Genomic DNA, 16,174 nt, shown 5'->3' with positions numbered 1-16,174 from the left:
CCGTTTACCCGTTCTGCATGAGTTTAGTATCGTCGGGCTGCGTCTCCATCGGCCGGCGAAGGCCCATCGCAAGCGCGAGCGCCAGGCTGACGAACACGCTGTTCATCGCCGAAACAGACAACGCCGAGCTGCACACGATACCGAGGAAGACCATGACCTCGATGGGGCTATAGCCGCTCCTCTTCAGCGCTATCACCATGAATGCGAGAAGGAACAGCAGGCCGAGAATGCCGTGATCGAACACCGCCCGCAGGAAGTAGGAGTGCAGGATTACCGAATAACAGCGACCGTCCCCGGAGAAACTGAACAGGTCCTCATAGTAAGACAGGCTCTGGCAGGAATAACTGGACAGGGGCGTCAGTGGCATGCTGCCCAGCAGGAACTTCCACGCGGGCCAATGCGCCACCTCGCCCACGAACACCATCATGAAGTTGTAGCGATCGATGGACTCGATGCCACCCCCGTCGGAACGCAGGACAAAAATTGCCACTGCCACGCCTCCTAGGGCAAGAAGGCCAGCCATGTAGAAGAACGTTCGCAGGGTCAGGCGGTTCAGGAACACCCCATAGAAGAGCACCAGCAACGCCAGCACCGAACTACGCGAGCCGGACAGGCCGATGATCGCCACCAGCACCGCAAACCAGACAACCATCCGTCGGCCGAGATCATTGCGGAGGATGTAGAACATCAGCATCAGGAAGATCAGTTCGAAGTTGTTCTCGACGTACAAACCAGGCCGGCTCCCCATGCGCGGGGTGAGATCAAGCGCAATCGAGTATGCGTATTTGGCCAGGAACAGCACCAGCAGCCACTTCAGCAGCTTCACCGCGGATGACCGCGAAAACACGTTTGCACCAAAGAAGAGACAAAGCGGCGCAATGTAGAAGAAGGCTTTGTAGGCCTGAGCGAAATCGAGGATATGCGCCGGCTGGAAAAGCAGCATCAATACATACGATATGCCGACATAGAGGACGGAGCCGATGAAGAACGCGATCACCGAACGCTTCGGAATCCTCGCGATCAGTGCGGCACATATCAGCAACACGCATTCAAACATCGCATTTGCCGGAAGGGCGTTGTAGGACAGCGGGCTGAACAGACCGACCAGTCCAATGAGCAGAAAAGAGTAAAAGAATACGCGTGCCGACCAGCGCGCCCTCAACGTACGCATATATATCCCTCTGGATAAAGCTCAGCAACGCGGCTGGCATAACAGCATTGAAACAGGCCCGCGCTGGAGCAGTCAGGCATTGCGCGCATCACGCACCCTCTTTGCCAGGGAAACGGCCAGCGGCAGGAAGAAGCAGCCTGCCGCGGTGGCACCTATGTAGATTCTGGACGCCCGGGAAAACTGGGCGGTGAACCTGGAGCGACGCGCCGCCGGAATTCGACGGTACATGGTCATCGAATCCCTGTAGCACTGCATGTAGCTCGCCCAGGAGCATCCCTTGCCCAAGCCACCTGCATAGCGCGGCAAGGAGTAGAAGAACAGCTCTTTGATGACCGAAGGACCGATGCGAGCATCATCCTGGTCGACATTGGCCATCAGATGCGACAGTGCCACGATCAGGTCAGGGTGGCGGCTGAAGTTTCCGTGGATGCTCGACGATGCACGCACCCCATATCTATAGCGAACCTGCCGGTCAAACGTAATCTTCCTCGCGCGGGACAGCCAAAGCGGCACGACCGCGAGATCCTCATGGATCACACCTTCCAGGAACGCATGCCCGGTCTGAAGATACAGCTCGCGCCGGACAATCTTGTTCCAGGCGCTATGGCCATAGACATCGAATCGCGCAATCTTCTCCTGCGTGCCGTCGATACCGGGCGTGGCGGGCAGGTACTGGCCTAGGGCGCGCCCCGAGTCGACATCCACACGCTCGTAGCCAACCAGCACCAGGTCGGTGTCTTCCGCGAACTGCAGAAGAAATGCAGGGCCAGATGTCACGATAACAAGGTCATCGACGTCGACAAACCACAGGAATTTCCCGACAGCGGCCCTCGCACCGATGTTCTTAGCCCTGCCCTGGCCTCCATTGGGGACATGCAGCACCGCGATGGAGGGCTGATGGAGCGCCATCTCATTCAACAGGCTACCGGTCTGATCCGTGGACCCGTCGTTTACGAACAGGAGCTGGACCTGGCCGGTGGTAAGCAGCGGCGCCACCGAGTCGACGAACGTGTTGAGATATGCCTCACCGTTGTAAACGGGGACAACAATGGACAACACGCTCACGGTTCGGCGCCGGGGAGCGCGGGGCCGCGCGCCAGGCGCAGGCGAAGATCCGCGACAACAAAGGGAAGGTATTCGACGAGGTAGCGGCGCCAGAGACGGCCGGGCTCACGGCACAGCCGGTAGGGGGCACGCAGATTGAGCCGGTTCACCCATTCCGGATAGTACTTCACTCCGCCATCAAGGGCCTGATCCAGATACCCTCCACACGTGAATCCGAGACCCTTCCACCCGGAGTCCTTCAGGCCAAGAAGAAAACGCTCTTGGTGAGGCGCGCCCATGCCACAGATCACAACATCTACGTTCAACGCCCGCAGCCTGTCGTAGCACGCTTGGACCTCGCCCTCGCCGGTGAAGAAGCCCGAACGCGCATACACAACCTCCGCGTCAAACTCAGTGGCAAAGACCCCCGCCGCTCTTTCAGCGACACCATGCACACCTCCCACCAGTGCAATCTTGAGCGCATGCGTGCGGCAGAAAGCGAACACTTCCGGGGCCATGGAGTTACCGTCGAAGGACTCACGGACGATGACGCGGCCAAGTTGCCGGCTTGCACTGGATGCGAGCAGGTTTCCATCTGGAAGCAGTACATCCATTTCGGCCAGATCAGCCACGTAGCCAGGCCGATCGATCGTCATGCGGACCGCATGAGGATTAATGAAGCTAACCAACAATGCGCGATCGCTGGGGATCTTGAACGCACGCCAGTCATCGTGCCGCCGCCCGAGCAGGGCAGTCAGTCGCTGCAGCGCTGCCATCGCTTCAGTGGTGTCCACCATCAGAACCCCAGCTTCTTCAGCGCGCGGGACGCAAAGCCCTGGCGCCACGACTTGCCCCAGTGGTGAATTGCGTACGTGTTCTCGGTGATGCTCGAGAACATTAGTTCCTTGACCGGGCGACTGGCATCGTAGGGGTTGTAGGGATAGAAGTGCTCTTCTGACAGGATCGAAACTGTCGAAGGATCACCGGTAGCAACCGACGCCATCGCCACTTCAGGGGCGATCAGGTACGGCTTTCGGGCAGCAAAGCGCTCATCTATCAGCCGCATGCACTCACGAGGCAACCAGTGCCCCGGGACGGATCCGATGACGCCGGTGGTGGGCCGGCCAGGTGCTTCCAGACCCAGGAAGCAGCCATGGCCCAGAAGTGGATCAAACGACTTCACAACCTCAATATCTGCATCAAGGTAGATGCCACCCTCGTCGGCGATGGCGCGCAGCCGGATATAGTCCGACAAAAAGGCCCACTGTTTCTTCTTCAGGCAGTGCTGCAGGAAGGGGGTGTCGAACTGCGTGGACGACTCATCCCAACGCACGATGCGATAGCCCGGCAGCTTCTCCGCCCATGTATCGATGCATCGGCTGTACAGCGGCGGCAACGCATTGCCTCCGAACCAACAGTAGTGGATGGTCTTTGGAATCACGATACGGGCTCCTTTGCTAGCGCCCCAAGCAGAAACGCCTTCGAGTGCTCCCGAAGCTCCGCGACACGCTGATTCACACGTTGGTAGTCGATCGGTTCAAGCTCAACCGCCCCGAAGGCTGGACTGGCCGAGGCGTCGCACAACCTGTCTTCAAGGCCGAGCATTGCAAGAAGTGATTTGAAGCGCGTAAGCCCACGCCCGGCATTGCCGATGGCGACAAACTGCTTTTCGAAGATGATGGAGAAGATCATGCCATGGTAGGAATCGGTCACGACAAAGTCGGCGTCACGGAAGCGGCGCGCCCATTGACCGATATTCACGTACCCAGTCAGATCCGTCTCCGGCTCGGCGAGGGTCATCGTGTCCAGCTGCTGCGCCCGCTGGACGGCGTCGATGATGCCCTGCTTCGTTGCGGATCGATCAAGCACATAGGCATACAAGCCTCCAGCGCTGTTTCCGGGCGCCAACTGCTGGATGACACGTTCATGGAACGCCCGCTCGACCAGCAGCGTCGGGTCCAGCACATGCACCGCATCTTTCCTTGCGAAGCGTTGCCCGCAAAGCGCGACGCCCGAATCTTCACGGACCGATACCGAATCAAACTCCCCAAGCAGCCGTGTAACCTGCGCCACCTTTCCATCATCGGCCCATTGGTCCGTACCAAACGAAGCGGCATACGAAATCCGTCGCACAGACAAATTCTGCAGGAACGACAGAAAATAGGCGTCGTAAGCCCCATCGTCGATGTAATCCAACCGCCACACCTGGTCGCTTCCCACAATGACGGCATCCAGACCAAGTCGCGCGCTTTCCGCAGCGAGCTGCGATGGGGTACGACTGACCCCGGACTGGATCGGCAAGAACGCCCGCATGAAGCCGGCGTGCTTGCGCAGCTTCAGGAATTGGCTGCGATAGTTGGCTATGTTCTGGCCCGGAATGCGCTTCAATGCGGCTATGACGGCCAACTTCCACGCCGCCTTGTGATGCTCCTTGCGCAGCAGAATAGGCTGGTGTCCCTGCTCGCTCAGGAACGCATACAGCGCCGCAACCTGGACGATACCGCCGTAGTTGGAATGCAGCGGGAGGGTGAGCAGGCCGATTCGGCGAGTCATGATTTCTTCCTCAAGGGTCGGAGGACCAGTGACTGCAGCATGGCCCGCAATGTACGGTACGTTCTGCGCAGAAGCTGACCATTCTGATAGTTGTAAAGCACGTCGTAGGGCAGCAGTCGCAGGAAGAACCACCCAAGCCAGCCCCCTTGCTTGGCCTCTTTCAGGGCCCGGTGGGAGACCTGGGAAAGGCGCATGCGAGTGACGTAAAGACGCCTTCTCATGGGCTCCAACCCACCGTCGCCAGCCTGGACGCGTTTGCGGGGACGCCAGATGCCACGCGAATCCATATGGGCAAGGCGAACCTGGAGCCCTTCGTTGCGATGACGGAAGGTTGCCGCCTGCGACTGGTGGATCTTGCCGGGGTCGATCGGATCAAGCGAGATTTCGCCCCGTGCGCTCGCGTCCGCGAGCAGCGCTGCGATGACAGGATGGCGCACGATCACCACGTTCGTGCCGAGGCTGTCGTTCACATACTCCGGCAGCCATGCATCGCCCATGACAACATCGGCGGTCTCGCAGGCAACGTCATCACAGAAATCGCAGGCCAGCGGCTTGAACAGGCCCAGCCCCCAGTCCGAGCCGTACAGGCGGAAGTTCTCCGTGCGCGCAACCTTCGTATTGGACCGTACTTCGATCGAGTAATCATTGGCCGGGCGGGACGTGTCCTTGACGCGGAAGTCCACATCGCTCACCGCGTCGGGATGAATGCCCAACTGCCACCCGAACGATTCCACAAAGCCTCGCGACTTGAGATGACCGCAGAAAATACCAACGAAGTACTTGAGTTTCCCCTGCAGCAGCAGATCGGTCTCGGCAGCCAGGCGCAGCGCCTTGATATGGCACGGAACACCGGTAATGGCGAACGTCCGCGTGGTATCGGCGCGCACCTGCTCCAGCACCTCGTGGAACCCCGTGGGGTAGTAGATCGACTTGACCCGCGTCCGCAGTTCATCCACTGAACTGGAAATCAGGTACTCGAAAATGCCGTCGCTGGCGCCACGCCCGACGTGGATGACCGCATCGACCTCACCACGAGTGAGCAGTTCTTCAAGCACCCACGAGGTGAGACCGCCGGAGCTGCCCGAAAGACGATGCGGCCCGGTGATCGCATGGCCGGCATGCAGATCCGAGTAGAAGCCCGTCGAAGGATGATGCGAGATGCCCTGCAGCCCCCCGAACAGCTCCTCGGCCAGGACCGTCTCATTCCTGTCGGTCCCGAACGGACACGTCTCTGCAGACAATGATTCCAGGGCCGGATGGGACGGTTGTGGCATGCCAACGTCGTTGACGGACATCTGCACACCACTAGCCGCCATTGCGCAACCGCCGCAGCCAACGCAGTAGCCGCCCTTGACGATCTGCCCAAGTGAAACTGCCTGGCTCATGCGGACTCGCTCCTGCTGAATGAACGGTGGGCGGTGTAGCAGTACAGGCCCACCAACAGTGCTTCGGTCGCAATGGCAGCCTGGATTGCGCCCTGCATGCCAAACCGGCTGATCAGAAGATGGTTCAGTACGAGATTGCAGACCGCTACCAGCCCCATGATCCGGATCTTCACCCGCATCAGGTTGCCCGTGCTGAGAATCGCACCGGCACTGGTCGCAACGAAGCGCATCGGAATGCACGGTGCAAGCCACATGAGCACCCACGCGGCTTTCGCATATTCCTTGCCGAACAACAGGGGCACCAGATACTGAGCCAGCAGGGCCGTACAGACCGCCGCGGCAAGCCCTAGAAGGAGCATGTACTTGTTGCCGGCACGATAAGCCGCGCGGAACGCGGCCCGATCCTGGAATGCCCAGCGGTGAAGGCGCGGCATCATCAGCTTCTGGTAGATCGTGGTGGGCAGCAGGTACAGCGCGGCCAGGATGGTGACCGCCACGCCAAAGGTCGCAGTAGCCTCGGGTCCCAGGTGGTGGCTGATGAAGAGAATGCTGCTCTGGAAGTAGACCAGGAAGAACAGGTTGCCCAGACCGAATGCCCAGGTCTCCGATGCCACGGCCAGAATGCCCGGCTGCTCCAGCACCACCGGGTCGGTGGGTCGCTCGTGCCCCACCACGCCCATGCGCCCGGTCGCAAGCGCGACCATGTTTGGAATGCCGGCAAGCACAAGCAGGCCGCCCACCAGCGCGTACAACCACGCCAGGGTAACTGCATCCAGACCTTGGCCTGCCAACAGGACGCCGACCACCACGAGGAACCTGACCACCTGCGGCAACGTCTGCCAGACCATTAGTGGAACCGGCTTTTCCTCAAGCAGGAACCGCGTGGTGACCACCTCGATGCTGGCCACGGAGAGAAGGCTGGTGGACAGGATGAGCAGGCACCACGCCGTCGGGTCTTCAACGCCCAGCCCGACTATCGCCCAGGCCGCCACGCCGACAATCGTGATCACGGTGCTCAACGCGCAGAACATGAACGTCGGGCGGATCCAGCGCATGGCATGCCAGCCCTCGCGCCCGAATACCTTCAGCCAGAACGCCTGAAGCCCAAAGGCGGTCAGCGGTGAGACGATATTGATCGTTGTGAACGCCGCCATGAAGATGCCGTACTCCCGCGGCCCCAGTACGCGCGCTGCGAGTATCTGGGTGAGGAACGTCAGCCCGGCGCCCACGATGGTGAACAGACCGATGACGGAAACGTGCTGGATGGAACGTTTCATTGTGTATGACTTCAAACCGCGTATGCGTGCGGGGCAAGGCCCTGCCAGAGAGGATGCCGCGACTGCCGCGCAGACATGCAGTTGCCTGGTTCAGTACCGACCGCCGCCGATGCAACGCCCTCGCGCAGCAACGGGGCCGGAAACAGCGTGGGTCAGGCCGGGCGCGCACCCCGGCCTCCCGCGCGATCGCCTCAGGAAGAGGTGGACTTGTACTCGTAGTACCCGTAGCTGTAGTACCCGGTTGCGCGGCGCTGCACTGCGTTGAAGATCGCGCCCTTGATGCGGACGTTGTTCTGCTCGAAGCGGCGCTTGGCCAGCGCAAGCTCCTTGGCCTGGTTCAGCCCGAAACGGGCCACCATCAGGCAGGTGCCAGCGTGGTGGGCAATGATCGCCGCATCGGTCACCGCCAGGATCGGCGGCGTATCCACAATGACGATGTCGTACTGCGGGGCAAGCTCTTCCAGCAGGCGCGTGAAGTTGGCATGCATCAACAGCTCGGATGGATTTGGCGGCACGTCGCCCCGGGCGATATAGCTCAGGTTGTCCAGGCCGGGCAGCGTGCGGATCACCTCGGAGCGCTCGGCCTTTCCTACCAGCAGATCCGACAGGCCCGGCGTCTGCGTGGTGCCAAGCGCCTTGTGCAGGGTGCCCTTGCGCATGTCGGCGTCGATCACCAGCACCCGCTGCCCGGCCTGTGCGATGACGGCAGCGAGATTCGAGGAAACGAACGTCTTGCCCGCATTCGGGCTGGCGCCGGAAATCAGCACGATGTTGTTCTTGGCCTCCAGCCGTGCGAAATGCAGGCTGGTACGCAGGCTGCGCACGGCTTCAATGGCAAGGTCGGCCGGGTCCTTCACCGCGAGCAGATGCAACTTCCCATCCGCGCGGAACTTGCCCCGCACCGAGTCTCCCTGCTGTTGCAGGCTGACTGGGATGGACGCATAGACCGGCAGCCCAAGCTCTTCGATCTGCGCCGGGTCTTCCACGCCGCGATTCAGCAACTGCTTCAGCAGCACCATGGCAATCGAAAGGAAGGCGCCCAGCGCCGTACCGATCAGCACCACAATCGCCTTTCGCGGCTTCACCGGGGTGGTTGCATCCACTTCGGCGGCATCGATGATGCGCACATTTCCGACCGTGCCTGCGCGCGCCACATCCAGCTGTTGCGCCTGGTTGAGCATGCCCGTGTACATCTCATTACTCACCTGCAGATCGCGGGTGAGTCGCAGCAATTGCTGCTGGGCTTCAGGCAACTGCTTCACCTGGCCCTGGAAATTGCTCTTGCGCCCTTCCAGCTCGCCCACCTGGCGCATCAATGCCTGGTAAGCCGGGTGATCACGGGTGAACTTTCGGTCCATCTCGGCCTGCTGCAGGCGGAGTTGCTGGATGCTGGTCTCGACCGCGACCTCCTGGTCCAGGAGGCCCTTGGTCTGCAGGGTAAGGTCAACCGAATTGGCCTTGGTCTGGTAAGCACTCAGTGCCTTCTGTGCAGCATCCACTTGGCTGCGGACGTTCGGCAGCTGCTCTTTCACGAAGGCCAGCTGGGCAGAGGCTTCGGCCGAGTTGCGTTCAACGTTCTGACGCACGTAAGCCTGTGCCACCTGCTGCAGGAAGCTCTGTGCCAGTACGGGATCGGCGCTCTCATACGCTAGGGTGAGGATGCCGGAGTCCTTGCCGGACTCGCTGACGCCGATATCGCGCTGAAGATCATTGATGACTGTCAGGTGGCGCTGCCGCATGAGGTCAAAGCGCATGCCCGGATGCGCGCGGAGCACGGCAACCTGCATCTTCACGCCACCGCCGGTCGCAACCTCACCGACACGTCCCTTCAACAGCCGGTCCCCATCGTCGTCCAACAGCTCGTAGCTCCCCTTCTCCCCGACAACGAGCGTCATCTGGCGCGCCAACTGCGCGCGCGGGACGTCAAGCTGGAAGATATCGAGCTTTTCACCGCCCCAGCCGAAACGACGCATTCCAAAGCGCACGTCGGATAATGCGTCCGGATCCCTGGCCGCCGCCTTGCGGGCAAAATAATTTCCGATCAGCGGGAAACGGTTCGGCTCAATGCTGACATCCAGCTTCAGCGCATCAACGGCACTGCCGACAACCGATCGGGACGTGATCAACGCAATTTCAGTCGAGGCCTCAGCCGCGCCGCCGCTCATGCCCAGCGACTGGCTTACATCCGCCAGCCCCGGAAGAGAAGGCACCTTCGACTCGACCTGCACGATCGCATCGGCGCGGTAGATCGGGGTTGCCAGCAGTGCGTACGCCGCAGACACGAGGAAGAACACGAGGGTGATGGAGATGATCCACCATTTGTAGTCCACCAGCGTGCCCAGTAGCTGCCGCAGATCAATCTCGTCGTTGTCGTCTTGTGCGGAATTGCGTGAATCAGTAGTCATGGGGAATAGGCATCAAGGCAAAAGAGTTTAGAGACAAAGGAAGGTGCAAGAGGCGCGCATCAAAGATGCCGCGACCAACTCTCCACGCCCTCGGCCATGAGCTTGTACACGTGCTCGAACGCGGGACGCTGCTGGCGGTAGGGATCGGGAATTTCCCGGTCCTGCTGCCACTTGCCCAGCAGGAAGGTCTTGCCGGATGCCTCTGGGGCGATTTCCGCGATGCGCCGGACGTGCTTGCGTTCCATGGTCAGCACCAGGTCGGCCGAACCCAGGATCGCACCATTGATCTGGCGGGCGCGATGCGCCACACCGTCCAATCCCCGTTCCAGCAACAGTTCCTGCGCGGTGGCATCTATGCCGTGGTCGACCAGTGCGCCGAGCCCCGCCGACGACACCTGGATGTCCTTGCCTGCGACGGCTTGGCGCAGCATCACTTCGGCCGATGGGCTACGGCAGATGTTGCCGACACACACAAAAAGAATGTTTTTGAACACTACCTGGATTCCATAACAGTTCGCGCAGGCCACGACGTGCGTACAACACTCAGCCAGTCGCACAGGTTACCGCACGATGCAGGCAGTGGCACAGTTTTTTTTATCAAATCATTGACTTAGGTCGCTAAAATCGTCCCTCGCCTCAATACGCTGACTTCTGTCCAAAGACCTTGAAGACCGTCATCGCGATGATCCGTGCATCGAGGGTGGGGCTCCAGCGGCGGATGTAGTCAATGTCGTACTGAACCCGCTTCTTCATTGATCGCAGCTCCGGGGTTTCGCCGCGCAGGCCGTGCACCTGCGCCCACCCGGTGATCCCCGGCTTGACGTAATGACGGTGCATGTAGCGCTCGATCAGCCGCTCATAGTGGTTATTGTGCTGAATGGCGTGGGGCCTGGGGCCCACCACCGACATGCTGCCACCGAGCACATTGAAGAACTGGGGCAGTTCGTCGAGGCTGGAGCGGCGGAGAAATGCACCAAAACGCGTCACCCGGGGATCATTGCGTGTCGCCTGGGTAATCTTGTCGGCTCGTTCTGCATGCACCCGCATGGACCGGAACTTGAGCATCCAGAACTCTTTTCCACCCAACCCGTGGCGCTTCTGCCGGAACAATATCGGCCCCGGCGAGCTCAGCTTGACCCCGATGGCCAGCAACGCCAGCAGCGGCGAAAGCAGCACCACGGCGATGCTGGCAACGAACAGATCCTCGATCCGCTTGCCCAGCTTGAATTTCTGGTCCCCCAGGCCTTGGCGGACGCCGATCATCGGCACGCCACCCACCTCGTGCACACCCGGATTCAATGCCCCCAGGCCGGTGGTATCAGGAATCAACCGGACGGGCACCGGGAACCGCTCGATGTTCTTCAGCATCGCCTTGATCTGCACCGCGCTGCCCATCGGCATGGACACCCACAGCTGATCGAAGTCTCCCGCGTGGGCGGCCATGTACTCCGGCAGATCCTCCACCGCGCCCAAGCGATGCGGCCAGCCACTGCGCCGCCCACCGGCGATGTCGTAGGCGCCGGCAAAGTAACCGACGACCTCTTTGCCCAGCTCCGGCTTGCCGTGAAGCAGCCGATGGAGCTTCAACGCGGGCGCACGCAACCCCACCAGCAGCACGCGCTCCCTGTCCAGCCCTCGCGCACGCAGACGGTGCAGCTGCACCCTGAGTACTACCCGGACGCAGGTCATGGCCAACATGCCGGCAACGAACCAGCCCACCAGCCAAGGCGCAGGCACGGCATCGGCTACGTCGATCAGGATGGCGTACATGGAGAACAGCGCGAACACGGAGGTCCACGCCATGAGCAGGATCCAGAGATCGGCCAGTAGTCCCCGGGCCCGCCAGTTCCGATACATCGGGGCAACGGAGAAACACACGATAGCGCTCAGCAACACCGCGCCAAAGATAACCTTCTGCTCATGGGTGGGGGCTACCCATCCATAACGCAGGTAATGAGTGGCAATGGCGGCCACCGGCACGGCCAGGAAGTCGCCCAGACGCAAGCCCAACTCCAGCGCGGCTCTAGCCTCGCCGCGGCGCGCTCGAACGCGACTACCCGTGCCGGCCAGCTCTTCTACAGATCCTTGTAGCATGTACCGCTCCTTTTTCTCCGCACTCATTCCGCATCCTGATACGAGCAGACGCCAAAGGCTCCGTATCGGCCGTCTTGCGTGCACACAATCAAGCATTGTAACCAGATTGTGACGGGAACCTAACTAAATTTCTCGCCGTTTGCGACGCCGACAGCCTGAATAGGCACGGTTCGTGCAGGGATCCGTTTCTGGCACACCCGCCTGCCGCTACGGGAGCCGCGTCACGACACACATCATCTCGGGCTCGGCCCCGAAGACCGCGCAAGCGGGTCTGTTAACATCCCCCCACACACGAACCGACCGCGCCTGGGTCACCGCCCGGCGCCTTCTACACACTCAAGGAAGAGCTCTTTTGCGGGACGTACTCATCTGCGGCGGCGCCGGTTACATCGGCAGCCACATGGCCCAATGGTTAGCCGAGCATGGCCACACGGTCACGGTCCTGGACAACCTTTCAACCGGGCACCGCGCAGCCGTTCGCTGGGGCGAACTGATTACCGCCGACCTGATGGATCCGGCTTCACTCGAGCGGGCCTTCCACGGCCGACGCTTCGACGCGGTCATGCACTTCTGTGCGCGGTCACTGGTCGGGGAATCAGTCGCCGACCCTTATGGCTATTACAGCAACAACGTTACCGGCACCCTGAACCTCCTCGAGGCGATGCGTGACCATGGGGTTGAGAAGCTGGTTTTCTCATCTACCGCAGCAGTGTTCGGTCACCCAGCCACCGCCGTCATCGACGAAGGTCACCCCACGACCCCGATCAACCCATATGGGGCGAGCAAGCTGATGGCCGAGCGCTTCCTGGCCGACGCTGCCACAGCCTACGGCCTTCGCTCAGTGACCCTGCGCTACTTCAACGCTGCCGGCGCCCTGCCCGAGCACGGGATCGGCGAAGCGCATGCGTGCGAAACGCACCTGATACCCAACGTCCTGCGTGCCGCCCTGGGCAAGGGGCCGCCGCTGAAGGTGTTCGGCAGCGACTACGACACCATCGACGGCACCTGCGTGCGCGACTATGTGCATGTCCAGGACCTTGCCCAGGCCCACGCGTTGGCGTTGGAATTCATGAAGCATCAGGAGGGCGCCCATGCGTTCAACCTCGGCAATGGCCGCGGCTTCTCGGTAAAACAGGTCATCGCCGCGGCCGCCGCCGTGGCGGGCGCTCCCATCCCGTGCACCATGGCACCCCGCCGCGCGGGCGACCCGGCTTCACTAGTGGCATCCAGCGCCAAGGCGCGCGAACTCCTCGGCTGGGAGCCGCGTTGGACCGAACTGGCGCCAATCATCGAGAGTGCGTGGCGCTGGCACCGTGATCAGCCAAGCTGGTCCCCGCATTGACTTCACGACGAGCCTCCACCGCGGAAGCGTGAGCCAGGGCGCGGCCGCTGCAGAAGCCGGCCCCTCTGAGATCCACCGAACATGGAATTCGTGGCCCGGGCTGCCCCGAGAGCAAAGCGTGGGCCAGAACCGCGCCGCACCGCCAGATGAGGCATTGCTCCCCTCTGTTACCATTCGGGGTTCAGCTTGCCGCCCCCCCCCACCCTGCCAGCGGCCAGCGCCTTACAAACGCAACGCAACAGGAGTTTGCATGTCCTCTGACCTGCTCAAGGCCCTCGGCCTCGACGCGACCAACGCTGGCACCTACCTTGGCAACGGCGAGTGGTCTTCGGCCACCGATGCCGGTGTGATCACCCCGGTGAACCCGACCACCGGCGAAGCCATCGCCCAGGTCTACGCGACCACTGACGCCGACTACGAAACCATCGTGGCCCGCGCCCAGGAGGCCTTCAAGGTCTGGCGCACCACCCCGGCCCCGCGCCGCGGCGAAGCCGTGCGCCTGTGCGGTAACGCCCTGCGCGCCAACAAGGATGCCCTGGGCTCGCTGGTCGCGCTGGAAATGGGCAAGAGCAAGCCCGAAGGCGATGGCGAAGTGCAGGAGATGATCGACATCGCCGACTTCGCCGTGGGCCAGAGCCGCATGCTCTATGGCTACACCATGCATTCCGAACGCCCGGGCCACCGGATGTACGAGCAGTACCAGCCGCTGGGCCTGGTCGGCATCATCAGCGCGTTCAACTTCCCGGTCGCGGTGTGGGCCTGGAACTCCTTCCTGGCCACGATCTGCGGCGATATCTGCCTGTGGAAGCCGTCCAACAAGACCCCGCTGACCGCGATCGCCTCCATGCGCATCTGCAATGAAGCGCTGCGCGAGGGCGGGTTCCCGGACCTGTTCTTCCTGATCAACGATGCCGGCACCGAACTGTCGCAAAAGATGGTGGCCGACAAGCGCGTGCCGCTGATCAGCTTCACCGGCTCGACCCAGGTCGGCCGCCAGGTCGCCGAGAAGGTCGCGCATCGCCTGGGCCGCTGCCTGCTGGAGCTGGGTGGCAACAACGCGATCATCCTGGATGAAACCGCCGACCTGAAGCTGGCGGTCCCGGGCATCGTGTTCGGCGCCGTCGGTACCGCCGGCCAGCGCTGCACCACCACGCGCCGCCTGATCGTGCACGAATCCATCCATGACGACGTGCTGGCCACGCTGATCAAGGCGTACAAACAGGTCGAAGGCAAGATCGGCGATCCGACCGACCCGGCCAACCTGATGGGCCCGCTCAACAGCGAAGGCGCAGTGGAGCAGTTCCTGGCCTCGATCGAGAAGGCCAAGGCCAGCGGCGGCACCGTGCAGACCGGCGGCACCCGCATCGACCGCGCGGGCAACTTCGTGTTGCCGGCCATCGTCACCGGCCTGAAGAACAGCGACGAGGTCGTCCAGCACGAGACCTTCGCCCCGATCCTGTACGTGATGAAGTACAGCACGCTGGACGAAGCGATCGACATGCAGAACGGCGTGCCGCAGGGCCTGTCGTCCTCGATCTTCACGACCAACCTGAAAACCGCCGAGCGCTTCCTCTCGGCAGCGGGTTCGGACTGCGGCATCGCCAACGTCAACATCGGCACCTCGGGTGCCGAGATCGGTGGCGCGTTCGGTGGCGAGAAGGACACCGGCGGTGGCCGTGAGTCCGGCTCGGACGCCTGGAAGGTCTACATGCGCCGCCAGACCAACACCATCAACTACTCCGACTCGCTGCCGCTGGCCCAGGGCATCAAGTTCGACCTGTGATGGACGCCGCGCCCCACCTGCCGGCCGGCCCGCGCCTGGACTTTACCGGGCGCCGGGTGCTGATCGCCGGGGGCAGCAAGGGCATCGGGCGCGCGATGGCGCTGGCGTTTGCTTCGGCAGGCGCCCGCGTCTCGGTCTGCGCACGCGGTGAGGCCGGTCTGGCCGCGCTGCATGCGGATGCCGGGGCGCTCGGCCTGGCCGTGCATACGGCCAGTGCCGACCTCTCCCGGGTGGGCGACATCGGCCGCTGGCTGGCCGATGCCGCCCAAGCCCTCGGCGGCATCGACGTGCTGGTCAACAACGCGACCGGGTACGGCATGACCGACGATGAGGCGGGCTGGGAAGCCAGCTTGAACGTCGATCTGATGTCGGCCGTGCGCGCCTCGCGGCTGGCGCTGCCCTGGCTGCAGCAGTCCAGCGATGCCTGCATTCTCAACCTTGCCTCGATCGCCGCCCAGCAGCCGCGCCCGGGTGGCGCGCCGTATGCGGCGGCCAAGGCCGCGCTGATGCACTACACCACCTCGCAGGCGCTGGCCTTGGCGCCGCACCGCATCCGCGTCAACGCCATCGCCCCCGGCTCGATCGAGTTCGAGGATGGCTTGTGGGCGCGCCGGCGCGAGCAGGACCCCGAGCTGTATCGAAACACGCTGGCGAAGATCCCGTTCGGCCGCTTCGGCGAGCCGGCGGCCATCGCCAACGCCGCGCTGTTCCTGTGCTCGCCGCTGGCGGGCTGGATCACCGGGCATACCTTGAATGTCGATGGTGGCCAGGTCCTGATGGGATAAACCCGCCGCTGGCCCTATCATCGAACCTTCCCACCGCGACCAGGACCTGCATGAGCCTTCCGCCCCGACAAACGAGTGCCATGGCCGTGGTCAGCCTGATCATGGGCATCCTCGGCTGGACCGCCCTGCCCTTCATCGGCAGCATCGCGGCGATCGTCACCGGCCACCTGGCCCGTGCCGAGATCCGCCGCCGGCCGCTGGAACTGGAAGGCGACGGCATGGCGCTGGCCGGCCTGATCCTGGGCTGGATCGTGGTGATCGGCAGCCTGCTCGCCCTGGTAGTGGTGCTGTTGTTCTTCGGCGGACTGGCCTGGTTTGCCGCTACCCAATCGTGA

14 protein-coding genes are annotated in these 16,174 nt (G+C 62.4%); 4 read left to right on the top strand and 10 right to left on the bottom strand.

What is annotated here, in order from left to right:
• Positions 1-4 precede the first annotated feature (4 nt).
• The 10 genes from HH110_RS11845 to HH110_RS11800 all read right to left on the bottom strand — a co-directional run bounded on the left by HH110_RS11845 (position 5) and on the right by HH110_RS11800 (position 11,956).
• The gene (locus HH110_RS11845) at positions 5-1,171 is read right to left on the bottom strand and encodes a hypothetical protein (protein ID WP_176989848.1); all 1,167 of its coding nucleotides are present in this window, start codon (positions 1,169-1,171) and stop codon (positions 5-7) included.
• 72 nt (positions 1,172-1,243) lie between these two features.
• Positions 1,244-2,236, bottom strand: a complete 993-nt coding sequence (locus HH110_RS11840) for a glycosyltransferase (RefSeq protein ID WP_176989847.1) — start codon at positions 2,234-2,236, stop codon at positions 1,244-1,246.
• Positions 2,233-3,012, bottom strand: a complete 780-nt coding sequence (locus HH110_RS11835) for a WecB/TagA/CpsF family glycosyltransferase (RefSeq protein ID WP_176989846.1) — start codon at positions 3,010-3,012, stop codon at positions 2,233-2,235. Before HH110_RS11835 ends, HH110_RS11840 begins: the two co-directional genes overlap by 4 nt.
• The gene (locus tag HH110_RS11830) at positions 3,012-3,656 is read right to left on the bottom strand and encodes a glycosyltransferase (protein ID WP_176989845.1); all 645 of its coding nucleotides are present in this window, start codon (positions 3,654-3,656) and stop codon (positions 3,012-3,014) included. The genes HH110_RS11835 and HH110_RS11830 overlap by 1 nt, the downstream gene beginning before the upstream one ends.
• Positions 3,653-4,768, bottom strand: a complete 1,116-nt coding sequence (locus HH110_RS11825; protein WP_176989844.1) for a polysaccharide pyruvyl transferase family protein — start codon at positions 4,766-4,768, stop codon at positions 3,653-3,655. The genes HH110_RS11830 and HH110_RS11825 overlap by 4 nt, the downstream gene beginning before the upstream one ends.
• Positions 4,765-6,153: a Coenzyme F420 hydrogenase/dehydrogenase, beta subunit C-terminal domain gene (locus HH110_RS11820; RefSeq protein WP_176989843.1), complete on the bottom strand. Its 1,389-nt coding sequence runs from the start codon at positions 6,151-6,153 to the stop codon at positions 4,765-4,767. Before HH110_RS11820 ends, HH110_RS11825 begins: the two co-directional genes overlap by 4 nt.
• Positions 6,150-7,430 (bottom strand): oligosaccharide flippase family protein, encoded by a 1,281-nt coding sequence (locus HH110_RS11815; RefSeq protein WP_176989842.1) that lies wholly within the window; start codon positions 7,428-7,430, stop codon positions 6,150-6,152. Before HH110_RS11815 ends, HH110_RS11820 begins: the two co-directional genes overlap by 4 nt.
• A gap of 191 nt (positions 7,431-7,621) precedes the next feature.
• Complete coding sequence (locus tag HH110_RS11810) at positions 7,622-9,835, bottom strand: polysaccharide biosynthesis tyrosine autokinase (protein WP_176989841.1); 2,214 nt, start codon at positions 9,833-9,835, stop codon at positions 7,622-7,624.
• A gap of 59 nt (positions 9,836-9,894) precedes the next feature.
• Positions 9,895-10,329, bottom strand: a complete 435-nt coding sequence (locus tag HH110_RS11805) for a low molecular weight protein-tyrosine-phosphatase (RefSeq protein WP_137189321.1) — start codon at positions 10,327-10,329, stop codon at positions 9,895-9,897.
• A 142-nt stretch (positions 10,330-10,471) separates the two neighbouring features.
• Positions 10,472-11,956: an undecaprenyl-phosphate glucose phosphotransferase gene (locus HH110_RS11800; RefSeq protein ID WP_275135806.1), complete on the bottom strand. Its 1,485-nt coding sequence runs from the start codon at positions 11,954-11,956 to the stop codon at positions 10,472-10,474.
• A gap of 325 nt (positions 11,957-12,281) precedes the next feature.
• Here HH110_RS11800 and galE point away from each other — a divergent pair, with 325 nt between their 5' ends.
• The 4 genes from galE to HH110_RS11780 all read left to right on the top strand — a co-directional run bounded on the left by galE (position 12,282) and on the right by HH110_RS11780 (position 16,174).
• Entirely contained in the window at positions 12,282-13,271 is a 990-nt protein-coding gene (gene galE, locus HH110_RS11795; RefSeq protein WP_176989840.1) for a UDP-glucose 4-epimerase GalE, read from the top strand.
• Between the two features lie 250 nt (positions 13,272-13,521).
• Complete coding sequence (locus HH110_RS11790) at positions 13,522-15,054, top strand: aldehyde dehydrogenase family protein (RefSeq protein ID WP_176989839.1); 1,533 nt, start codon at positions 13,522-13,524, stop codon at positions 15,052-15,054.
• Positions 15,054-15,839, top strand: coding sequence for an SDR family NAD(P)-dependent oxidoreductase (locus HH110_RS11785; RefSeq protein ID WP_176989838.1), 786 nt, complete (start codon positions 15,054-15,056; stop codon positions 15,837-15,839). The genes HH110_RS11790 and HH110_RS11785 overlap by 1 nt, the downstream gene beginning before the upstream one ends.
• A gap of 50 nt (positions 15,840-15,889) precedes the next feature.
• Positions 15,890-16,174 carry a DUF4190 domain-containing protein gene (locus tag HH110_RS11780; RefSeq protein WP_176989837.1) on the top strand — a complete coding sequence of 95 codons (285 nt, stop codon included), beginning with the start codon at positions 15,890-15,892 and terminating at the stop codon, positions 16,172-16,174.

It is taken from the genome of Stenotrophomonas sp. SAM-B (assembly GCF_013387485.1).
Lineage (GTDB): Bacteria > Pseudomonadota > Gammaproteobacteria > Xanthomonadales > Xanthomonadaceae > Stenotrophomonas > Stenotrophomonas maltophilia_AA.
Note: the sequence above shows the minus strand (reverse complement) of the source record. Positions and strands in the feature narration are given on the sequence as shown.